The following is a 14,616-nucleotide window of genomic DNA, read 5'->3' on the forward strand; positions in this document are numbered from 1 at the left end:
TCCTAGCGTGGTGACTCGCAAGGGAAGGAGTCCGGGGTGCTGGAGAAGCTGAACCAGGCCATGGAACACATCGAGGACCGTCTCGACCGGCGGATCGAGGTGACCGAGCTGGCGCGGATCGCCATGACGTCGGAGTACCACTTCCGGCGGATGTTCTCCGCGCTGGCCGGGATGCCGCTGTCGGAGTACGTACGGCGCAGGCGGCTGACGCTCGCGGGGGCCGAGGTGCTCACGGGGGAGCGGACGCTGCTGGAGATCGCCGTCCGGTACGGCTACTCCTCGGGGGAGGCGTTCGCGCGGGCGTTCCGGGCCATGCACGGCGTCGGTCCGGGCGAGGCCCGGCGGGCCGGTGCGGCACTGCGCTCGCAGCCCCGGATGTCCTTCCGCCTCGTGGTCGAGGGGAGCAGCAGCATGCAGTACCGGATCGTGGAGAAGGGGGAGTTCCGTGTGGTCGGCAAGAGGGCACGGGTCCCGTTGGTGCACGAGGGGATGAATCCGGCCATCGCCGAGTTCATCCGGGGCATCGGCAAGGAGACGACGGGGCGCATCGCGGCCCTGTCCGACCAGCAGCCGGAAGGCATCGTCGGGGTGAGCGACAAGCTCGACGAGAGCCGGGCGGAGGGGACCGAACTCGACTACTACCACGGCGTGGTGACCGGCGCGGAGGTGCCCGACGACCTGGACGCGCTGGTGGTCCCGGCGGGGTCCTGGGCCGTGTTCGAGAACTCCGGCCCCTTCCCGCAGGCGCTCCAGTACCTGTGGCGGGACGTGTTCACCCAGTGGTTCCCGTCCAACCCGTACCGGAGCCGGACCGGCCCCGAGATCCTGCGCACCAGGCTCTCGCCGGACGGTGCGCGGGCCGAGGCGGAACTCTGGATACCGGTGGAGCCGACCGCCTCCTGAGGCCGGGACCGGAGGCCGGCGCCGTTCCCGGGGCCGGACCCGGCGGTTCCAGGACGGCTTGAAACCGCCCCTTGTGGGGCCCCCTCCAGTACGCAAACATGCGCATGTCAAAACCGAAGGAACTTCGGTTGCAGGGGCCATTCGGACCCTGCACATACGCCTGGAGGGGGCCCCACATGAAAAAGCCTCTCGTCGGTGCGCTGTTCGCCGTTCTGCTCCTCGGAGCGGGTGTCGCACCTGCGACCGCGGCCACCGCCCATGAAGCGACGTCGCCCGGCGCGGTCAAGGAGAAGGTCAGGCCCAAGGCGGTCAACTTCGCCGGAACCGTGGCACTGAGCAACTGTTCCGGCTCCGTCGTCCGCACGCCCGACTCCCAGCCCGACGATCCCGCGCTCGTGCTCTCCAACGGGCACTGCATGGAGACGGGATTCCCCGGGCCGGGCGAGGTCGTGGTCGACCAGCCGTCCACCCGGAGCTTCACCCTGCTGAACGCCTCGGGCAGCGGCGTCGGCACCCTGCGCGCGAGCAAGATCTCGTACGGGACGATGACCGACACCGACATATCGGTGTACCAACTCACCCGCACCTACGCCCAGATCGAGAGCACCTACGGCATCAAGGCGCTGGAGCTCAACGCCGCTCACCCGGTCGAGGGCACCGCGATCACGGTCGTGTCCGGCTACTGGAAGCGCACGTACGCCTGCAACGTCGACGGCTTCGTCTACCGCCTCAAGGAGGGGGCGTGGACCTGGAAGGACTCGGTCCGCTACACCTCCGCCTGCCAGACCATCGGCGGCACGTCCGGCTCCCCGGTGATCGACAACGCGACCGGCAAGGTCGTCGCCGTCAACAACACCGGCAACGAGGACGGCCTGGAGTGCGCGGACAACAACCCGTGCGAGGTCGACGAGAACGGTGACGTGACGGTGCGCGAGGGCATCAACTACGCCCAGCAGACCTACGGTCTCGTGCCGTGCATCGGCGTCGGCAACAAGTTCGACCTCGACCGGCCGGGATGCGAGCTGCCCAAGCCGTGAACGGGTGAACGTCCGGGCGTGACCGCCCGCGCGTGAACGCACCCGTGCGACCGCCGCGATGCCCGAGGGTGTCGCGGCGGTCGCGTCTCCGTGCGCCCGCACGGCTCGCGTCCGTCCCGCTCGGAGGCCACCCGGCAGGCTCTCAGCGCGCCCCGGCGCGGCGGACCGCCGCCTCGATCCCGTCCAGCAGTACGCCGAGCCCCGCCTCGAACGTCCTCCGCGCCTCGCGCTCCAGGTGCGGCACATCCGCCGAGGACGGGTCCGCGGACGGGTCCGGGGGCTGCGGGACGGAGGCGGCCTCCATCGCGCTCAGGCTCGGGTAGCGCTCCGCGAAGTCGGGCGCCACCTCGCCCAGCAGCGCCGAGCGGGCGAACCACCACTCCTCGTCCGGCTCGCCCGTCGCCGCCGCGGCCTGCCGCGCCTCGGCGACCGTCCCGGCGCAGCCCCGGACGAAGTGGGACAGCGTCCCGACCAGCCGCCGCAGCACGGCCGGGTCGAGTCCGGTCCCGTTCAGCAGGCGCACCAGGGTGTCCAGTCCCGCGTACTCGTGCGGGCCGAGGACCGGGCGGGCCTGGGAGACCCGGAGCACCCAGGGGTGGCGCAGCTGGAATTCGAGGGTGTCCCGCGCCCAGTCGGTGAGCCCCGCGCGCCAGTCGCCGGTGTCCGGGTAGCGGGTGGGCAGTTCGGCGTGGACGGCGTCGTACATCAGGTCCAGCAGCTCGTCCTTGCCGGGGACGTAGGTGTAGAGCGCCATCGCCGTACGGCCCAGCCGCTCGCCCACCGCGCGCATCGAGAGCGCGTCCATGCCCTTCTCGTCCGCGACGGCGACGGCGGCGGCCACGATCGCGTCGACGCTCAGCGCGGGCCGGGGGCCGGGGCGCCGGTCCCGCTCCTCCGGCCGGTCCGCGCGCCACAGCAGGGACATCGACCGGCGGGCGTCGCCCTGCCCGGCAAAGACCACCACTTGCGACTCCTTACGCCGTAAAGTAACTTCCTCCGAGTAATTCCTTACGGCGTAAGGTATCAGTTGGAGAGGGTGGGATCCGCGATGGGGCAGGCGTTGGCGGTGTCGTACGTACGGGTCGTGGGCGTGGAGCGGGTCACCCCGCGCACGGCACGCGTCACCTTCACCGGGGACGCGTTGGCCGGGCTCATGGAGGACCGGCCGGACCAGCAGATGAAGCTCTGCTTCCCGAGGGAGGGGCAGGACGTCCCCCGGCTTCCGGAGCCGGACGCCGACGACGCGTACGGCATGCGCTGGTACGAGGCGTACCTGGCGATCCCGGAGCCCGGACGTCCGCTGATGCGGAGCTTCACCGTCCGCGGGTACGACCCCGGCTCCGGCCTGATGGCGGTCGACTTCGTGCTCCACGGCGAGGAGGGCCCGGCCGCTCGCTGGGGCCGGCGCGCCCGCCCCGGCGACGTGCTCGGCATGGTCGGCCCGTCGTCCGCGTACGCCCGCCCGCTGCCCGCCGCCGACTGGCTGCTGCTGGCCGGGGACGAGACGGCGCTGCCCGCGATCGGGACGATCCTGGAGGCCCTGCCGGCGGGAATGCGGGCGCTGGTCCGGGCCGAGGTGGCCGACGCGGCGGAGGAGCTGCCGCTCGACTCGCCCGGCGACGTGGGCGTCCGGTGGGTGCACCGGGACCGGGGCGGGTCGCTGGTGGACGCGGTGCGGGCCACCCCGCTGCCCGCCGGGTCAGGGGCCGCGTGGCTGGCCGGCGAGGCGTCGACGGTACGGGCCCTGCGCCGCCACCTGGTCGAGGAGCGCGGGATGGACCGCGGGGCCGTGGAGTTCAGCGGCTACTGGCGCCGCAGCCTCACCCAGGACGACGCCCCGACCGAGGAGGACCTGGCCTGGGCGAGGGAACGGGCGGCGGAGCAGGCGGCGGAGTAGACGGAGGGGAGGGGCCTCACGGGGTGTTCCGGGTGCGCCCCGCTCCCCGTACGGCCCGGCCCGCGAGGACCTGGGTGCGGCGGCCGTCCTCGATGACGAACCGGCCGTCGATCAGTACGTGCGGGATGCCGACCGGCAGGGTGCGCGGCTCCTCGTAGGTCGAGCCCGCCGCCACCGTCGCCGGGTCGAAGAGCACCAGGTCGGCCCGGTAGCCCTCGCGGACGTACCCGCGGTCGGTCAGCCGCAGCCGCCTCGCCGGGCGCGAGGTGAGGTGGGCGACGCACTCCTCCAGGGTGAGGACGCCCAACTCCCTGACGTACCGGCCGAGGTACTGCGGGAACGTGCCGTAGGCGCGCGGGTGCGGCTTGTCGCCCCGGAGGATGCCGTCGCTGCCGCCGGTGTGCACCCGGTGGCGCATGATCTGCCGCACGTTCTCCTCGTGGCCCACGTGCTGGAGGATCGTCGAGCCGAGCCGGTCCTCGACGAGCAGCCTGCGGGCGGTCGTCCAGGGGGCCTCGCCGCGCAGCCGGGCGGACTCGGCGACCGTGCGCCCGACGTGGTCGGCGAGGGAGGGCGCGCCGACGCCCGAGATCTCGATGGTGTCCCACTCGATCGGCACCCCGTGGCAGCCGTCCGAGCCCACCACCTCCAGGTGGTGCCGGACTCGCTCGGCCGTCGTGTCGTCCGTGAGGCGGGCGAGCACCGCGTCCGGCCCGCCCTCGCCCGCCCAGCTCGGCAGCATCGCGACGAGGGTCGTGCAGCCGGGGGTGTACGGGTAGGTGTCGAGGGAGATGTCCGCGCCCGCGTCGAGCGCGTCGTCGAGCAGGGCGAGCAGTTCGGGCGCCCGGCCCTCGTTCACCCCGAAGTTCATGGTGGCGTGGGCGAGATGGAGGGCGCAGCCCGCGTTCCGGGTGAGCCGCACCATCTCCTCGTACGCCTCGAGCGCGCCCGCCCCGTACGAGCGGTGGTGCGGGCAGTAGTAGCCGCCGTACTCGGCCACCACCCGGCACAGTTCGGTGAGTTCGGCGTCGTCCGCGTACATGCCGGGGGTGTACGTGAGGCCGGAGGACATGCCGACCGCGCCCTCCGCCATGCCCCGGGCGACGAGTTCCCTCATCCGGGCCAGTTCGGCGCCGGTGGCGGGGCGGTCCTCCCAGCCCATCGCGTACATCCGGACCGTGCCCTGCGGGATCAGGTAGGCGGCGTTGACCGCGATGCCTTGGCCGTCGGGGCCGCGGTCCAGCCGGTCGAGGTACTCGCCGACCGTGCGCCAGTCGAAGTCGACGTCGTCGCCGTCGCCGTTCCAGCCGGCGATGGAGCGCCGGACCTCGGCGAGTGTCCGGTCGTCCACCGGCGCGTACGACAGCCCGTCCTGGCCGAGGACTTCGAGGGTGACGCCCTGCGCGGCCTTTGCGCCGTGGTCCGGGTCGCGGAGCAGCGCGAGGTCGCTGTGCGCGTGCATGTCGACGAAGCCGGGGGAGAGCGCGAGCCCGTCGGCGTCGAGGACGCGGCGGGCGGCGGGGCGCGGGCCGGGGGCGCCCTCGGGGTGGATCCCGGCGATCCGGCCGTCGGCGATGGCCACGTCGGCCCGGCGGCCGGGACCGCCGGTGCCGTCGACGACGTGGGCGTTGCGGATCACGAGATCCATGGATCGGCTCCTGACGACTGGCGAAACCCTGCCCTCCGGCGTTCGGGGAGCGGGGCGTGGATCCCGGCCTCTCCGGGGATCGAGGAACGGAGGAATCCAGTCCCTCCGACGTTCGGGGGCCCCGCCCCGGGCCCCGGCAGGGGCCCTCGGCCCCGGCGGGGTCAGAAGAACGTGCGGACGAAGTCGACGACCGTCCCGTCCTCCGCGACCAGCGGAATCAGCTGCCACTTGTCGAAGCTCGTGCACGGGTGGGACAACCCCATCCCCACCCAGTCGCCGACCTCCAGCTCCGCCCCCGGCTCCGTGCGCACCCAGGTGTGCTGGTCCGACAGGCCGCTGACCGTGATGCCGGTCGCGGGCCGGACCGTGCCGTCGCGGCCGGAGCGCACGACCTGTGCCTCGGGGAGGTCGAGGTCGTACGCCGCGTCCCGCTTGCCCGCGTTCAGGAACGCCTGCTCGGGGGAGGGGCGGGAGACCACCTGCGCCCACAGCCGGAAGGCGGGCTGAAGGGCGCCCTCCTCGGGGACGCGGTTGAACGGGGTGAGGTGGCGGTAGTGGCCGTCGTCGTGCGAGACGTACGCCCCCGAGCGCAGCAGCTTCAGCACCGGCGCGGAGAGCTCCGGGATCTGCGCGAACACGTCCGCCACCGCGTCGAACCACGCGCTGCCGCCCGCGCTGATCACGATGTCCCCGCCGGCCGCCGTCACGTCCGCGAACCGGCCCGCCCGGTCGAGGTCGACGGCCAGCGCGACGAGCCGGTGCAGCCACCGGCGCACCCGCTCGCCGGACGCGTCCGGCACCTCGCCCTCGTAACCGGCCACGCCCACCAGCCGCAACGTCCCGGTCGCGGCCACCGCCTCGGCGACCGCCGCGCACTCGGCCTCGGTGCGGGCGCCGGTGCGCGCCCCCTCGCCCGCGCCCAGCTCCACGACGACGTCGACGGGGCGGGTGGCGCCCGCCGCCCGCAGTGCCTCGTCCATCAGCTCGACGCCGCGCACCGAGTCGACGTAGCAGACGAAGCGGAACCCAGGGTCGGCGTCCAGCTCGCCGGCCAGCCAGCGCAGGGCGGCCGCGTCGACCAGTTCGTTGGCGAGGAAGATCCGCCCGATCCCGTACGCCCGGTAGACCCGCGCCTGGTGCGGCACCGCCGCGGTGATGCCCCAGGCGCCGCGCTCCAGCTGGCGGGCGAAGAGCTGCGGGGACATGGAGGTCTTGCCGTGCGGGGCGAAGGCGAGCCCGTGGCGCTCCGCGTACGTCTCCAGGAGGGCGAGGTTGTGCTCGACCGACTCGGCGGACAGGGCGAGCACCGGGGTGGTGAAGCCGCCCGTGAAGAGGTCGCGCCGCTCGGCGGCGAGGGCGCCCACGGTCAGGCCCTCCGCGTCGGGCGGAAGCGCCTTGAAGCGGTGGTCGACCGGCTCGTCGGAGAGTCCGGCCACGGAACGGTCGGCAGCCAAGGGGGCCTCCTCGATCGAAGTAGTCGTTGCATCATATGCAACACCCATTGCGTATATCGCTTGACGCTGTCTAACATCCGAGCCGACGCCGGGTCAATGGCGTGTACCACGGCCGCGCCCCGGGCCATTGCCCGCCGCGCCCCGAACCGAATCACCGAACCCGCGAGGAGCCCCCGAGTGTCCGGAACCCCGGCCAGGACCGCCGACGCCGTCACGGCCGCCGAAGTCGTGTGCCTCGGCGAGTCCATGGTGACGTTCCTGCCGTCGCAGCCCGGACGCCTCGCCGACGTGCCCTCCTTCGGCCGGGGCATCGGGGGTGCCGAGTCCAACGTCGCCTGCGCGCTGGCCGCCGCCGGGCACCGGGCGGCCTGGGTGAGCCGGGTCGGCGCGGACGGCTTCGGGGACCACCTCGTCGAGGCGATCACCGGATACGGGGTGGACACCTCCGCCGTGCGGCGCGACCCGGCACGGCCCACCGGGATCTACTTCCGCACGGCCACGGACCGGGCCGCCGACGTGCACGAGGTCGCCTACTACCGGGCCGGCTCCGCCGCCTCCGCGATGTCCCCGGACAACGTCCCGTACGAGGCACTGCTCGCCGGCCGGGTCCTGCACCTGTCCGGCATCACGGCCGCGCTCTCCGCCGACTGCCTGGCCCTGCTGCGCGACCTGACCGCCCCCCGGCCCGGCCGTCCGCTCGTCTCCTTCGACGTCAACCACCGGCCGGGCCTGTGGCGGGACGGGGCGCGGCCGTCCGTCCTGCTCGACCTGGCGCGCGGCGCCGACCTCGTGTTCGTCGGCGAGGACGAGGCGGAGGAGGCGTGGGGCGTGCGGGGCGCCGAGGCGATCCGCGCGGCCCTGCCGGAGCCGGAGGTGCTGGTCGTGAAGCGGGGATCGGAGGGCGCCACCGTCTTCTCGCGCGCCGCCTCCTCGCACGCCGAGGGGACCGATTCCCGTACCGAGGCCGGTACCGGTACCCGCGCCGATTCCCGTACCGAAGCCGGTACCGGCACCCGCGCCGATGCCGTCACCGCCGTCCCCGCGCTCCGGGTCGACGTCGTCGCCCCCGTCGGCGCCGGTGACGCCTTCGCCGCCGGGTTCCTCTCCGCGACCCTCCGCGGCCTGCCGGTGCGCGACCGGGTCCGGCACGGCCACCTCATGGCCGCCGCCGTCCTCACCGTCCCCGGCGACCTCACCGATCCGCCGGCCCGTGCGCACGCCGACGCCCTTGCCGCCCTGGACGAGGGGGCCTGGGGGAGACTTCGTCTCGGCCCCGGCTGGACGGGGGAGGATCAGGAGGTACGTACGACATGAGTCAGACCGTCGACCGGGCGCTGAGCATCCTGCCGCTGCTCGCCCAGGGACCCGCCGACCTCGGGCAGGTCGCCGAGCGGCTCGACGTCCACAAGTCCACGGCGCTGCGCCTGCTCCGCACGCTCCACGAGCACGGGCTCGTCTACCGCCAGCAGGACCAGCGCTACCGCCTCGGCGCCCGGCTCTTCGCCCTGGCGCAGGAGGCCGTCGAGAACCTCGACGTGCGGGAGATCGCCCACCCCCACCTCGTCGAACTCAACGAGAACTGCGGCCACACCGTCCACCTCGCGGTGTACGAGGAGCAGGAGGTCCTCTACATCGACAAGGTCGAGAGCCGCTACCCGGTCCGGATGTACTCGCGGATCGGCAAGCCCGTCGCGATCACCGTCGCCGCCGTGGCGAAACTGCTGCTCGCCGACCTCACCGAGCCCGAGCGGCGCGCCGTCGCCGAGAAGCTCGACTACCCCATGTACACGTCCCGTTCGACCCCGAACGCCGGCGCCTTCCTCAAGGAGCTCGCCGTCGTCCGCGAACAGGGCTGGGCCACCGACCTCGGCGGCCACGAGGAGTCCATCAACTGCATCGGCGCCCCCATCCGGGGGGCGGACGGGCGGGTCGTCGCAGCGATGTCGGTCTCCGCGCCCAACGTCGTCGTCACGGCCGAGGAACTCCTCACCCTGCTCCCCCTGGTGCGGCGCACCGCCGAAACCATCAGCCGGGAGTACTCCGGTACCGACAACCGACCCAAGAAAGCCTGAACAGCCATGACCGAGAAGATCGCCCTCACCCCGAGCACCCACACCACGCCCCCCGCGAAGTTCTCGCACGGGGTGAAGAAGGGGAACATCCTCCAGGTCGCCGGCCAGGTCGGCTTCCTGCCCGCCGTCGAGGGCCGGGCCCCGACCCCCGCCGGCCCGACCCTGCGCGAGCAGACCCTCCAGACCTTCGCCAACGTCAAGGCGATCCTGGAGGAGGGCGGCGCGAGCTGGGACGACGTGATGATGATGCGCGTCTACCTCACGGACGTGGACCACTTCGCCGAGATGAACGAGATCTACAACGCCTACTTCGCCGAGCAGAACCTGACGCAGCCCCCCGCCGCCCGCACGACGGTCTACGTCGGCCTCCCCAAGGGCCTGCTCATCGAGATCGACGCCCTCGCGGTCCTCGGCTGACCCGACCGATCCGACCGGTCCGGCACCGGCACGGCTGACCCGACCGACCGGGTCCCTCCGGCCGATTTCCTTGCCGCACCCGCCCCGCCGCCCCATCGCGCACGGCACGGCGCTTCGCCCCACGCAAGCGCCGTGCCGCGCTCCGTCACCCCCGAAAGTCGTCTTCGGACGCGGAGTTGCCCGTGTTGCTCGCCGCTTCCCACAACCGGTCGAGACACCACCCCGCACCGGTGGCCTCCTCCTGCTCGTCGACGGCACCGCCGGCCCGCCGACCGTCGCCGCCCCCGGCATCGCGCTCCTCCTCCCTCAAGCCGGTCGGCAACATCCTGCTGGTCGTCGGCGCGGGCGGGGTCTTCGGCGCCGTCCTCAAGGGCAGCGGCATCGCGGACGCGCTCGCGGGCACCTTCAACGACGTCGGCCTGCCCGCCATCCTGCTCGCCCGACCGATCTCCGTGGTGCTGCGCGTCGCCCAGGGCTCGGCGACGGTCGCCATCGTCACCACCGCCGGCATCGTCGTCCCCCCCGGTCGAGGGGCAGGACCTGTCGCAGGCCCACCCGGCGCTGATCATCATGGCGATCTCGGCCGGTTCGATCTCCGCCCCGCACGTCAACGACGGCGGCTTCCGGATGGTGTCGAAGTACTTCGGCATCCCCGAACGCGACACCCTGAAGTCCTGGACGGTCCTGGAGACGGTCCTGTCGGTCGTGGGCTTCGCGGTGGCGTCGCTGCCGAGCCCGGTGATCTAGTTCCAGCGCCGAGTCGGGCCGGGTCCGGGCCGGGTCCGGGCCGATTCGATCCGTGGAGGGGGGCAGGGGGCCTCCGTACGACCCGGATGGGAGAGCCTAGGATTCGTCCGGTGCACCGGACGAACCTGACCGCGGCGACCGCCGACGAATCCTGGGGCGGCCTCGTCCTGGAGCTTCCGCACCCGACCGGGCCGGGGCTGCGGCCGGAGGTGGCCGACGGCAACCGGATGGTCCTGGCGCAGGGGCCGGACGTGGTGTTCTTCGCCGAGGTCGACGACGAACGATGCGGAGTCGAGTACCTCCGCACGGACCGCTACCGATCACCCGTCGCCCCGTTGCGGGCCGCGGAGGCGCGCGCGGTCGGCGGGCAGGGACAACCGTCCTGGTACGCCCGCTGGGCGCATCGCTTCGCCGGTGTCCTGGAGGCCTCCCCCGTCGGCCCGCTCCACGAGGGGAAGTGGGTGCTCTCCCGGCGGCTCCTCGGGGAGGGGACGACCCGGACCGGAGACGGGCCGGCCGGCCGATGGCGCTCCCGTCTGCTCGACGACCACCCGGACGGTTACATCGACTGGTTCACCGGCTCATGGGGAGTCATGCCCCTGCGGCGGATGCCACCGCCCGACGACGGCAGGGTGAAGTCCTACCGCAAGCAGGCCCGGGAAGGCGTCCTGCCGCCCGTACTGCTCTGGTGGTTCAGCGGGCTCAACTGCTACGTGATCCTGGACGGCCACGCCCGCCTCGCCGCCGCCGTCGCCGAGAACCGGGAGCCGGCGGTACTGGCCCTCTCCCGCGCACAGTCCGAGGAACGGGCCAGGGCCGGGACGGACAAGGCCCTGTCGACCTATCACCTCACCATGTCCGTCCTGGACGGTCCCCATCTGCTGACCGACCGCCGGGCCCCGGCCCGGGCGGCGAGCCGTCTGCTCGCCACCCAGCTGCACGACATCGAGGTCGGCCACGCACCCACCCGTGCGTGGCCGATGCCGGTGGCCCACCGGACCGGACCGGGCACGCCTCGGGCGTGAGCCCCGGCCCCGGGGCCCGTCCGTGCCCCTCATCCGGTTTGCCCGGACTCATGCCCGGCCGACACAGATGATGTTCTTGTTGTCGTCCACCTTCCAGTACCAGTAGCGCTGCCCGCCGTTCGTCGGGCAGATCTGGCCGCGGTACGACTTGGGCGCCCGGTAGTAGCCGGTGATCTGCGCGATCGACTGACCCGCGACGGGCACCTTGTCCGAGTTGCAGCTCCAGACCACCAGCAGGTCGGCGTTGCCGTTGCCGTCGAGGTCGGCGGGGAAGCACTGGCCCTTGCGGAACTGGCGGGTCAGGCACAGGGTCGTGTTCATGTCGTCGTTCGCGGCGTGGTACCACCTGCCGCGGCCGTTCCCCGACGGGCAGGGGTCGGGGGCGCCGCCGGTCGAGTAGGCGCGGGTGACGTAGACGTACGCGTTGGCGGAGTCGCAGTCGACCGGGACGGGCACCGTGGAGTTCCAGTTCCCGTGCCCGTCGTCGTAGGCGTTGAGGCACTGACCGCTGCGGATGAACCGGAACGCCCGGTCCGTGGCGTCGGCGGTCGGGGTGGGCGTCGGTGTCCAGCTCCGGCTCGCGGCGGAGCCGTAGGTGCTGCCGGTGGTCGAGGTGCCGGTGGTGTCCGTTTTCCAGGGCTGCTGCCAGAGGAAAAGGATGATGGCGGCGAGCGGGATGAGCATCCATGCCTCGCCGGAGGACTTCTTCGCCGCCGGCGCGGGGGCCGGCGCGGGTTCGGTTCTGGTTCCGGGCTCGGGGCGGGCCGAACCCGAGGCCGACGCGGACGACGTGGCGCGGGCGCGCCGCGCGTTCCGCTCCTGCTCGGCCTTCGCTCTCTCGGCTTTCGCTTTCTCGGCCTTCTCCTTCGCGGCGCGCTCCCGCTCCTTCTCCCGTTCCCGTTCCGCCGTGTACATCCGGGTGGGGTTCGGCGGCGGCACCATGCTCGTGCGCTGGTCCACGGTCAGGGCGTCCGGGTCGATCCGGTTCGCGCGGGCCAGCTCCTCGCCCTGGGCCGCGTACTCCCCGATCAGTGCCGTCCAGCGCGGCGGCAGCCAGCGGTTGCCGCCGCGGGCCGCGGGCAGCCCGGCCTGGCCCTTGCGGAACCGGGCGAGCAGTTGGGCGGGTGCGGGGCGTTCGGCGGGGTCGGTGGCGAGGCAGGGGCGGATGGTCGGTGCGAGTTCCTTGGGCAGTCCGTCGAGGTCGAGTTCGCCGCGTTGGACGCGGGCGAGCAGGCGCAGGGTGTCGCCGTCCGCGGCGTAGGGCGGGCGTCCGGTGGCGAGCAGGAACAGCGTCGCGCCCAGTGAGTACACGTCGGACGCGGTCGTCGACGCCTCGCCGCGGGCCTGTTCGGGCGAGGTGAAGGCGATCGTGCCCAGCGTCAGGCTGGTACGGGTGAGGTCGTCGGCGTGCGAGATGCCGAAGTCGATGACCCGGGGGCCGTCGAGCGGGAGCAGTACGTTCTGCGGCTTCACGTCGCGGTGGACGATGCCCTCGCGGTGCAGGGTGACCAGCGCCTCCGCCGTGCCCGCCGCCGCCCACCGCACCGCCGAAGCGGGCAGCACCCCGCAGGTGCGGACGAGTTCGGAGAGCGGCGGTGCGGCGATGTAGTCGATGGCCATCCAGGGCCGTTCGGCGTCCGGGTCGGAGTCCCGTACGCGTGCCGTGTACGTGCTGTCGATCCGCTGGGCGAGCTTCACCTCGCGGGCGAAGCGCCGCCGGTCGACGTCGCTGACCCGCCCCTCCGCCAACAGCGTCTTCACGGCGGCGAGTTCATCGCCGCCGCGCCCGTCGTCGCGGGCCAGGTAGATCCGTCCCATGCCGCCGGACGCCAGCCGTCCGATCAGCCGGTACGGCCCGAGAGCCGTCGGATCGTCCCCGCTCAGTGCCTGAACCCGCGCCCCGGCCATGGTCATTCCCCCCGTCGCACCACCGCGCTCCCACCACGGTGGCACGCGACCTCCCGCAGGACCACGGTCCGGGCTGTCCGGGACAGCGTGCGGACGGTCCGGGACAGCGTGGAGCACCCGGGCAGGTCCTGCCACAGGGCTCCGGTGCGTGCCCTGTCGGGGTTCGGCCGACGAGCGGACGCATCAACTCCTGTGTTGGGTGGAGGAGTTCCATTTGACTTCGTGGAGCCGGTGGTACAGTCGGAAGCGGTAAGGCTGCTGAAGCCACACATGCTCAGTTGAAGTTACATATGCTCAGTTGACGTCATACGTGCTCAGTTGAACTCATGCGTACTTAAATGAACGCGAACCTGATCGCCTCATCGAGGAGTCAGGACCGTCCGAATCCGATGAGCCCGGGGTGCGAAGCACCCGAGACGCGCAGGTTAATCGGCTTGGATGGCGCGACTTATACACATACTTTTACTTATATATTTTTGAGCCTTGCTGCACGGCGCCCCTGAGAGGGGCGCACCCCGAGAACATCCGCGTACCGCGTCGGCGCAGGTGTCTCGACCCGAACCCATCCGGTTTGGATCGAGCCCCTGCGTGCCCGGTTCAAACCCCTTTCCGAAAGGTTTGAACCGTGAACGACGCCACCATCATTGCTGTTCTCGCCGTCGCCGGGGTGCTCTCGATCGTCTTGTTCAGCCTGAAGGGGCTGCTCGACCAGATCCCGGACGTTCTCGACGCGGCAGGACGAACGCGCGAGGCGTGGCTGCGCCTGAGGAGGCCCGAGCCGCCGCTCCGGGCGGGGGACGAGGAACAGCCCCCGGGACAGCAGGTACAGCGGGGCCGACGGGACCAGGACCAGGAGCCGCCCGTCGCCGCGTAGTACCGCCCGGCCCCGGCGGTACGCAGGGGCCGCATGCCAACCGCTCCGGTCTTCCAGCCCTCCGGCCTTCCGGGCAGAACCCGGCTCGGAAGGCCGGAGCCGGTCGGGAGGGCCGGAGCCGGTCCGGGTCAGGCCGCCGAGGCGCAGACGATGCTCCGGCCCCTGTTCACCTGCCAGTACCAGAACTGCTCCCCGCGCCCCGCCGGGCATGTCCACTTGGTGCCCGGCGAGGGCGTCCGGTAGTACCCGGTGACTCGGAGGATCGACTGGCCGGCCCGGGGGACGGTCGACGAATCGCAGGCCAGTACCACCGTCAGGTCGGCGTCGACGGCTCCCCGGACCTGGGCGGGGAAGCACTGACCGACCTGGAACACCCGGTCCAGACAGAGCGTTCGCTCGATCCCGTCCGCACCCGACTTGTGCCACCAGGTGAAGCCCTGCCCCTGGTCGCAGCCGCTGGACTCGCCTGGCCCGGAGGTGACCCGGTTGACGTGCATGTAGGCCTTCCAGGACCGGCAGTTCACCCGGACCGGGCGCTCGGCGCTCATGTTCCCGTGCCCGTCGTTGTACACGTTGAGGCAGTCACCGGCGCGCACCGCGCGAAACGCCCGGTCGGTGGCGTCCGGGGAGGGGG

The 14,616-nt window shown here is 72.5% G+C and carries 13 protein-coding genes and 1 pseudogene; 9 read left to right on the forward strand and 5 right to left on the reverse strand.

What is annotated here, in order from left to right; genetic code table 11:
• Nucleotides 1-36: 36 nt before the first annotated feature.
• Together EAO76_RS29315 and EAO76_RS29320 are read left to right on the forward strand one after the other, a co-directional pair.
• Complete coding sequence (locus EAO76_RS29315) at nucleotides 37-903, forward strand: AraC family transcriptional regulator (RefSeq protein WP_148838919.1); 867 nt, start codon at nucleotides 37-39, stop codon at nucleotides 901-903.
• Between the two features lie 176 nt (nucleotides 904-1,079).
• Nucleotides 1,080-1,940, forward strand: a complete 861-nt coding sequence (locus EAO76_RS29320; RefSeq protein WP_148838920.1) for a serine protease — start codon at nucleotides 1,080-1,082, stop codon at nucleotides 1,938-1,940.
• A 142-nt stretch (nucleotides 1,941-2,082) separates the two neighbouring features.
• On the opposite strand, the gene EAO76_RS29325 is transcribed toward EAO76_RS29320, so the two are convergent.
• Nucleotides 2,083-2,904, reverse strand: a complete 822-nt coding sequence (locus tag EAO76_RS29325) for a TetR/AcrR family transcriptional regulator (protein WP_148838921.1) — start codon at nucleotides 2,902-2,904, stop codon at nucleotides 2,083-2,085.
• Between the two features lie 84 nt (nucleotides 2,905-2,988).
• Here EAO76_RS29325 and EAO76_RS29330 point away from each other — a divergent pair, with 84 nt between their 5' ends.
• A complete protein-coding gene (locus EAO76_RS29330) occupies nucleotides 2,989-3,837 on the forward strand; it encodes a siderophore-interacting protein (protein ID WP_148840369.1) in 849 nt (282 codons plus the stop codon).
• A 16-nt stretch (nucleotides 3,838-3,853) separates the two neighbouring features.
• On the opposite strand, the gene EAO76_RS29335 is transcribed toward EAO76_RS29330, so the two are convergent.
• A complete protein-coding gene (locus EAO76_RS29335) occupies nucleotides 3,854-5,485 on the reverse strand; it encodes an amidohydrolase family protein (RefSeq protein WP_148838922.1) in 1,632 nt (543 codons plus the stop codon).
• A 161-nt stretch (nucleotides 5,486-5,646) separates the two neighbouring features.
• The gene (locus tag EAO76_RS29340) at nucleotides 5,647-6,987 is read right to left on the reverse strand and encodes an alanine racemase (protein ID WP_148838923.1); all 1,341 of its coding nucleotides are present in this window, start codon (nucleotides 6,985-6,987) and stop codon (nucleotides 5,647-5,649) included.
• 129 nt (nucleotides 6,988-7,116) lie between these two features.
• Between EAO76_RS29340 and EAO76_RS29345 the strand changes: the two genes are divergently transcribed.
• The 5 genes and pseudogenes from EAO76_RS29345 (at nucleotide 7,117) to EAO76_RS29365 (ending at nucleotide 11,200) form a co-directional block, all read left to right on the forward strand.
• Nucleotides 7,117-8,253 carry a sugar kinase gene (locus EAO76_RS29345; protein ID WP_262375822.1) on the forward strand — a complete coding sequence of 379 codons (1,137 nt, stop codon included), beginning with the start codon at nucleotides 7,117-7,119 and terminating at the stop codon, nucleotides 8,251-8,253.
• The gene (locus tag EAO76_RS29350; protein WP_148838925.1) at nucleotides 8,250-9,011 is read left to right on the forward strand and encodes an IclR family transcriptional regulator; all 762 of its coding nucleotides are present in this window, start codon (nucleotides 8,250-8,252) and stop codon (nucleotides 9,009-9,011) included. Before EAO76_RS29345 ends, EAO76_RS29350 begins: the two co-directional genes overlap by 4 nt.
• 6 nt (nucleotides 9,012-9,017) lie before the next feature.
• Nucleotides 9,018-9,428, forward strand: a complete 411-nt coding sequence (locus tag EAO76_RS29355; protein WP_148838926.1) for a RidA family protein — start codon at nucleotides 9,018-9,020, stop codon at nucleotides 9,426-9,428.
• 296 nt (nucleotides 9,429-9,724) lie between these two features.
• Nucleotides 9,725-10,175, forward strand: a pseudogene (locus tag EAO76_RS29360) (GntP family permease); the annotation flags it as partial.
• 110 nt (nucleotides 10,176-10,285) lie between these two features.
• Nucleotides 10,286-11,200, forward strand: a complete 915-nt coding sequence (locus tag EAO76_RS29365) for a hypothetical protein (RefSeq protein ID WP_148838927.1) — start codon at nucleotides 10,286-10,288, stop codon at nucleotides 11,198-11,200.
• 48 nt (nucleotides 11,201-11,248) lie between these two features.
• Here EAO76_RS29365 and EAO76_RS29370 read toward each other — a convergent pair whose 3' ends face one another.
• On the reverse strand, nucleotides 11,249-13,108 hold the full coding sequence (locus EAO76_RS29370; protein ID WP_148838928.1) for a serine/threonine-protein kinase: 1,860 nt from the start codon (nucleotides 13,106-13,108) through the stop codon (nucleotides 11,249-11,251).
• 625 nt (nucleotides 13,109-13,733) lie between these two features.
• Between EAO76_RS29370 and EAO76_RS29375 the strand changes: the two genes are divergently transcribed.
• Nucleotides 13,734-13,982, forward strand: a complete 249-nt coding sequence (locus EAO76_RS29375) for a hypothetical protein (RefSeq protein WP_148838929.1) — start codon at nucleotides 13,734-13,736, stop codon at nucleotides 13,980-13,982.
• Nucleotides 13,983-14,110: 128 nt separating this feature from the next.
• Here the strand turns inward: EAO76_RS29375 and EAO76_RS29380 are convergent.
• The coding region (locus EAO76_RS29380) for a hypothetical protein (protein ID WP_222872214.1) at nucleotides 14,111-14,616 on the reverse strand (506 nt) is incomplete at its 5' end.

Origin of the sequence: Streptomyces sp. sk2.1 (assembly GCF_008120935.1) — a bacterium.
Lineage (GTDB): Bacteria > Actinomycetota > Actinomycetes > Streptomycetales > Streptomycetaceae > Streptomyces.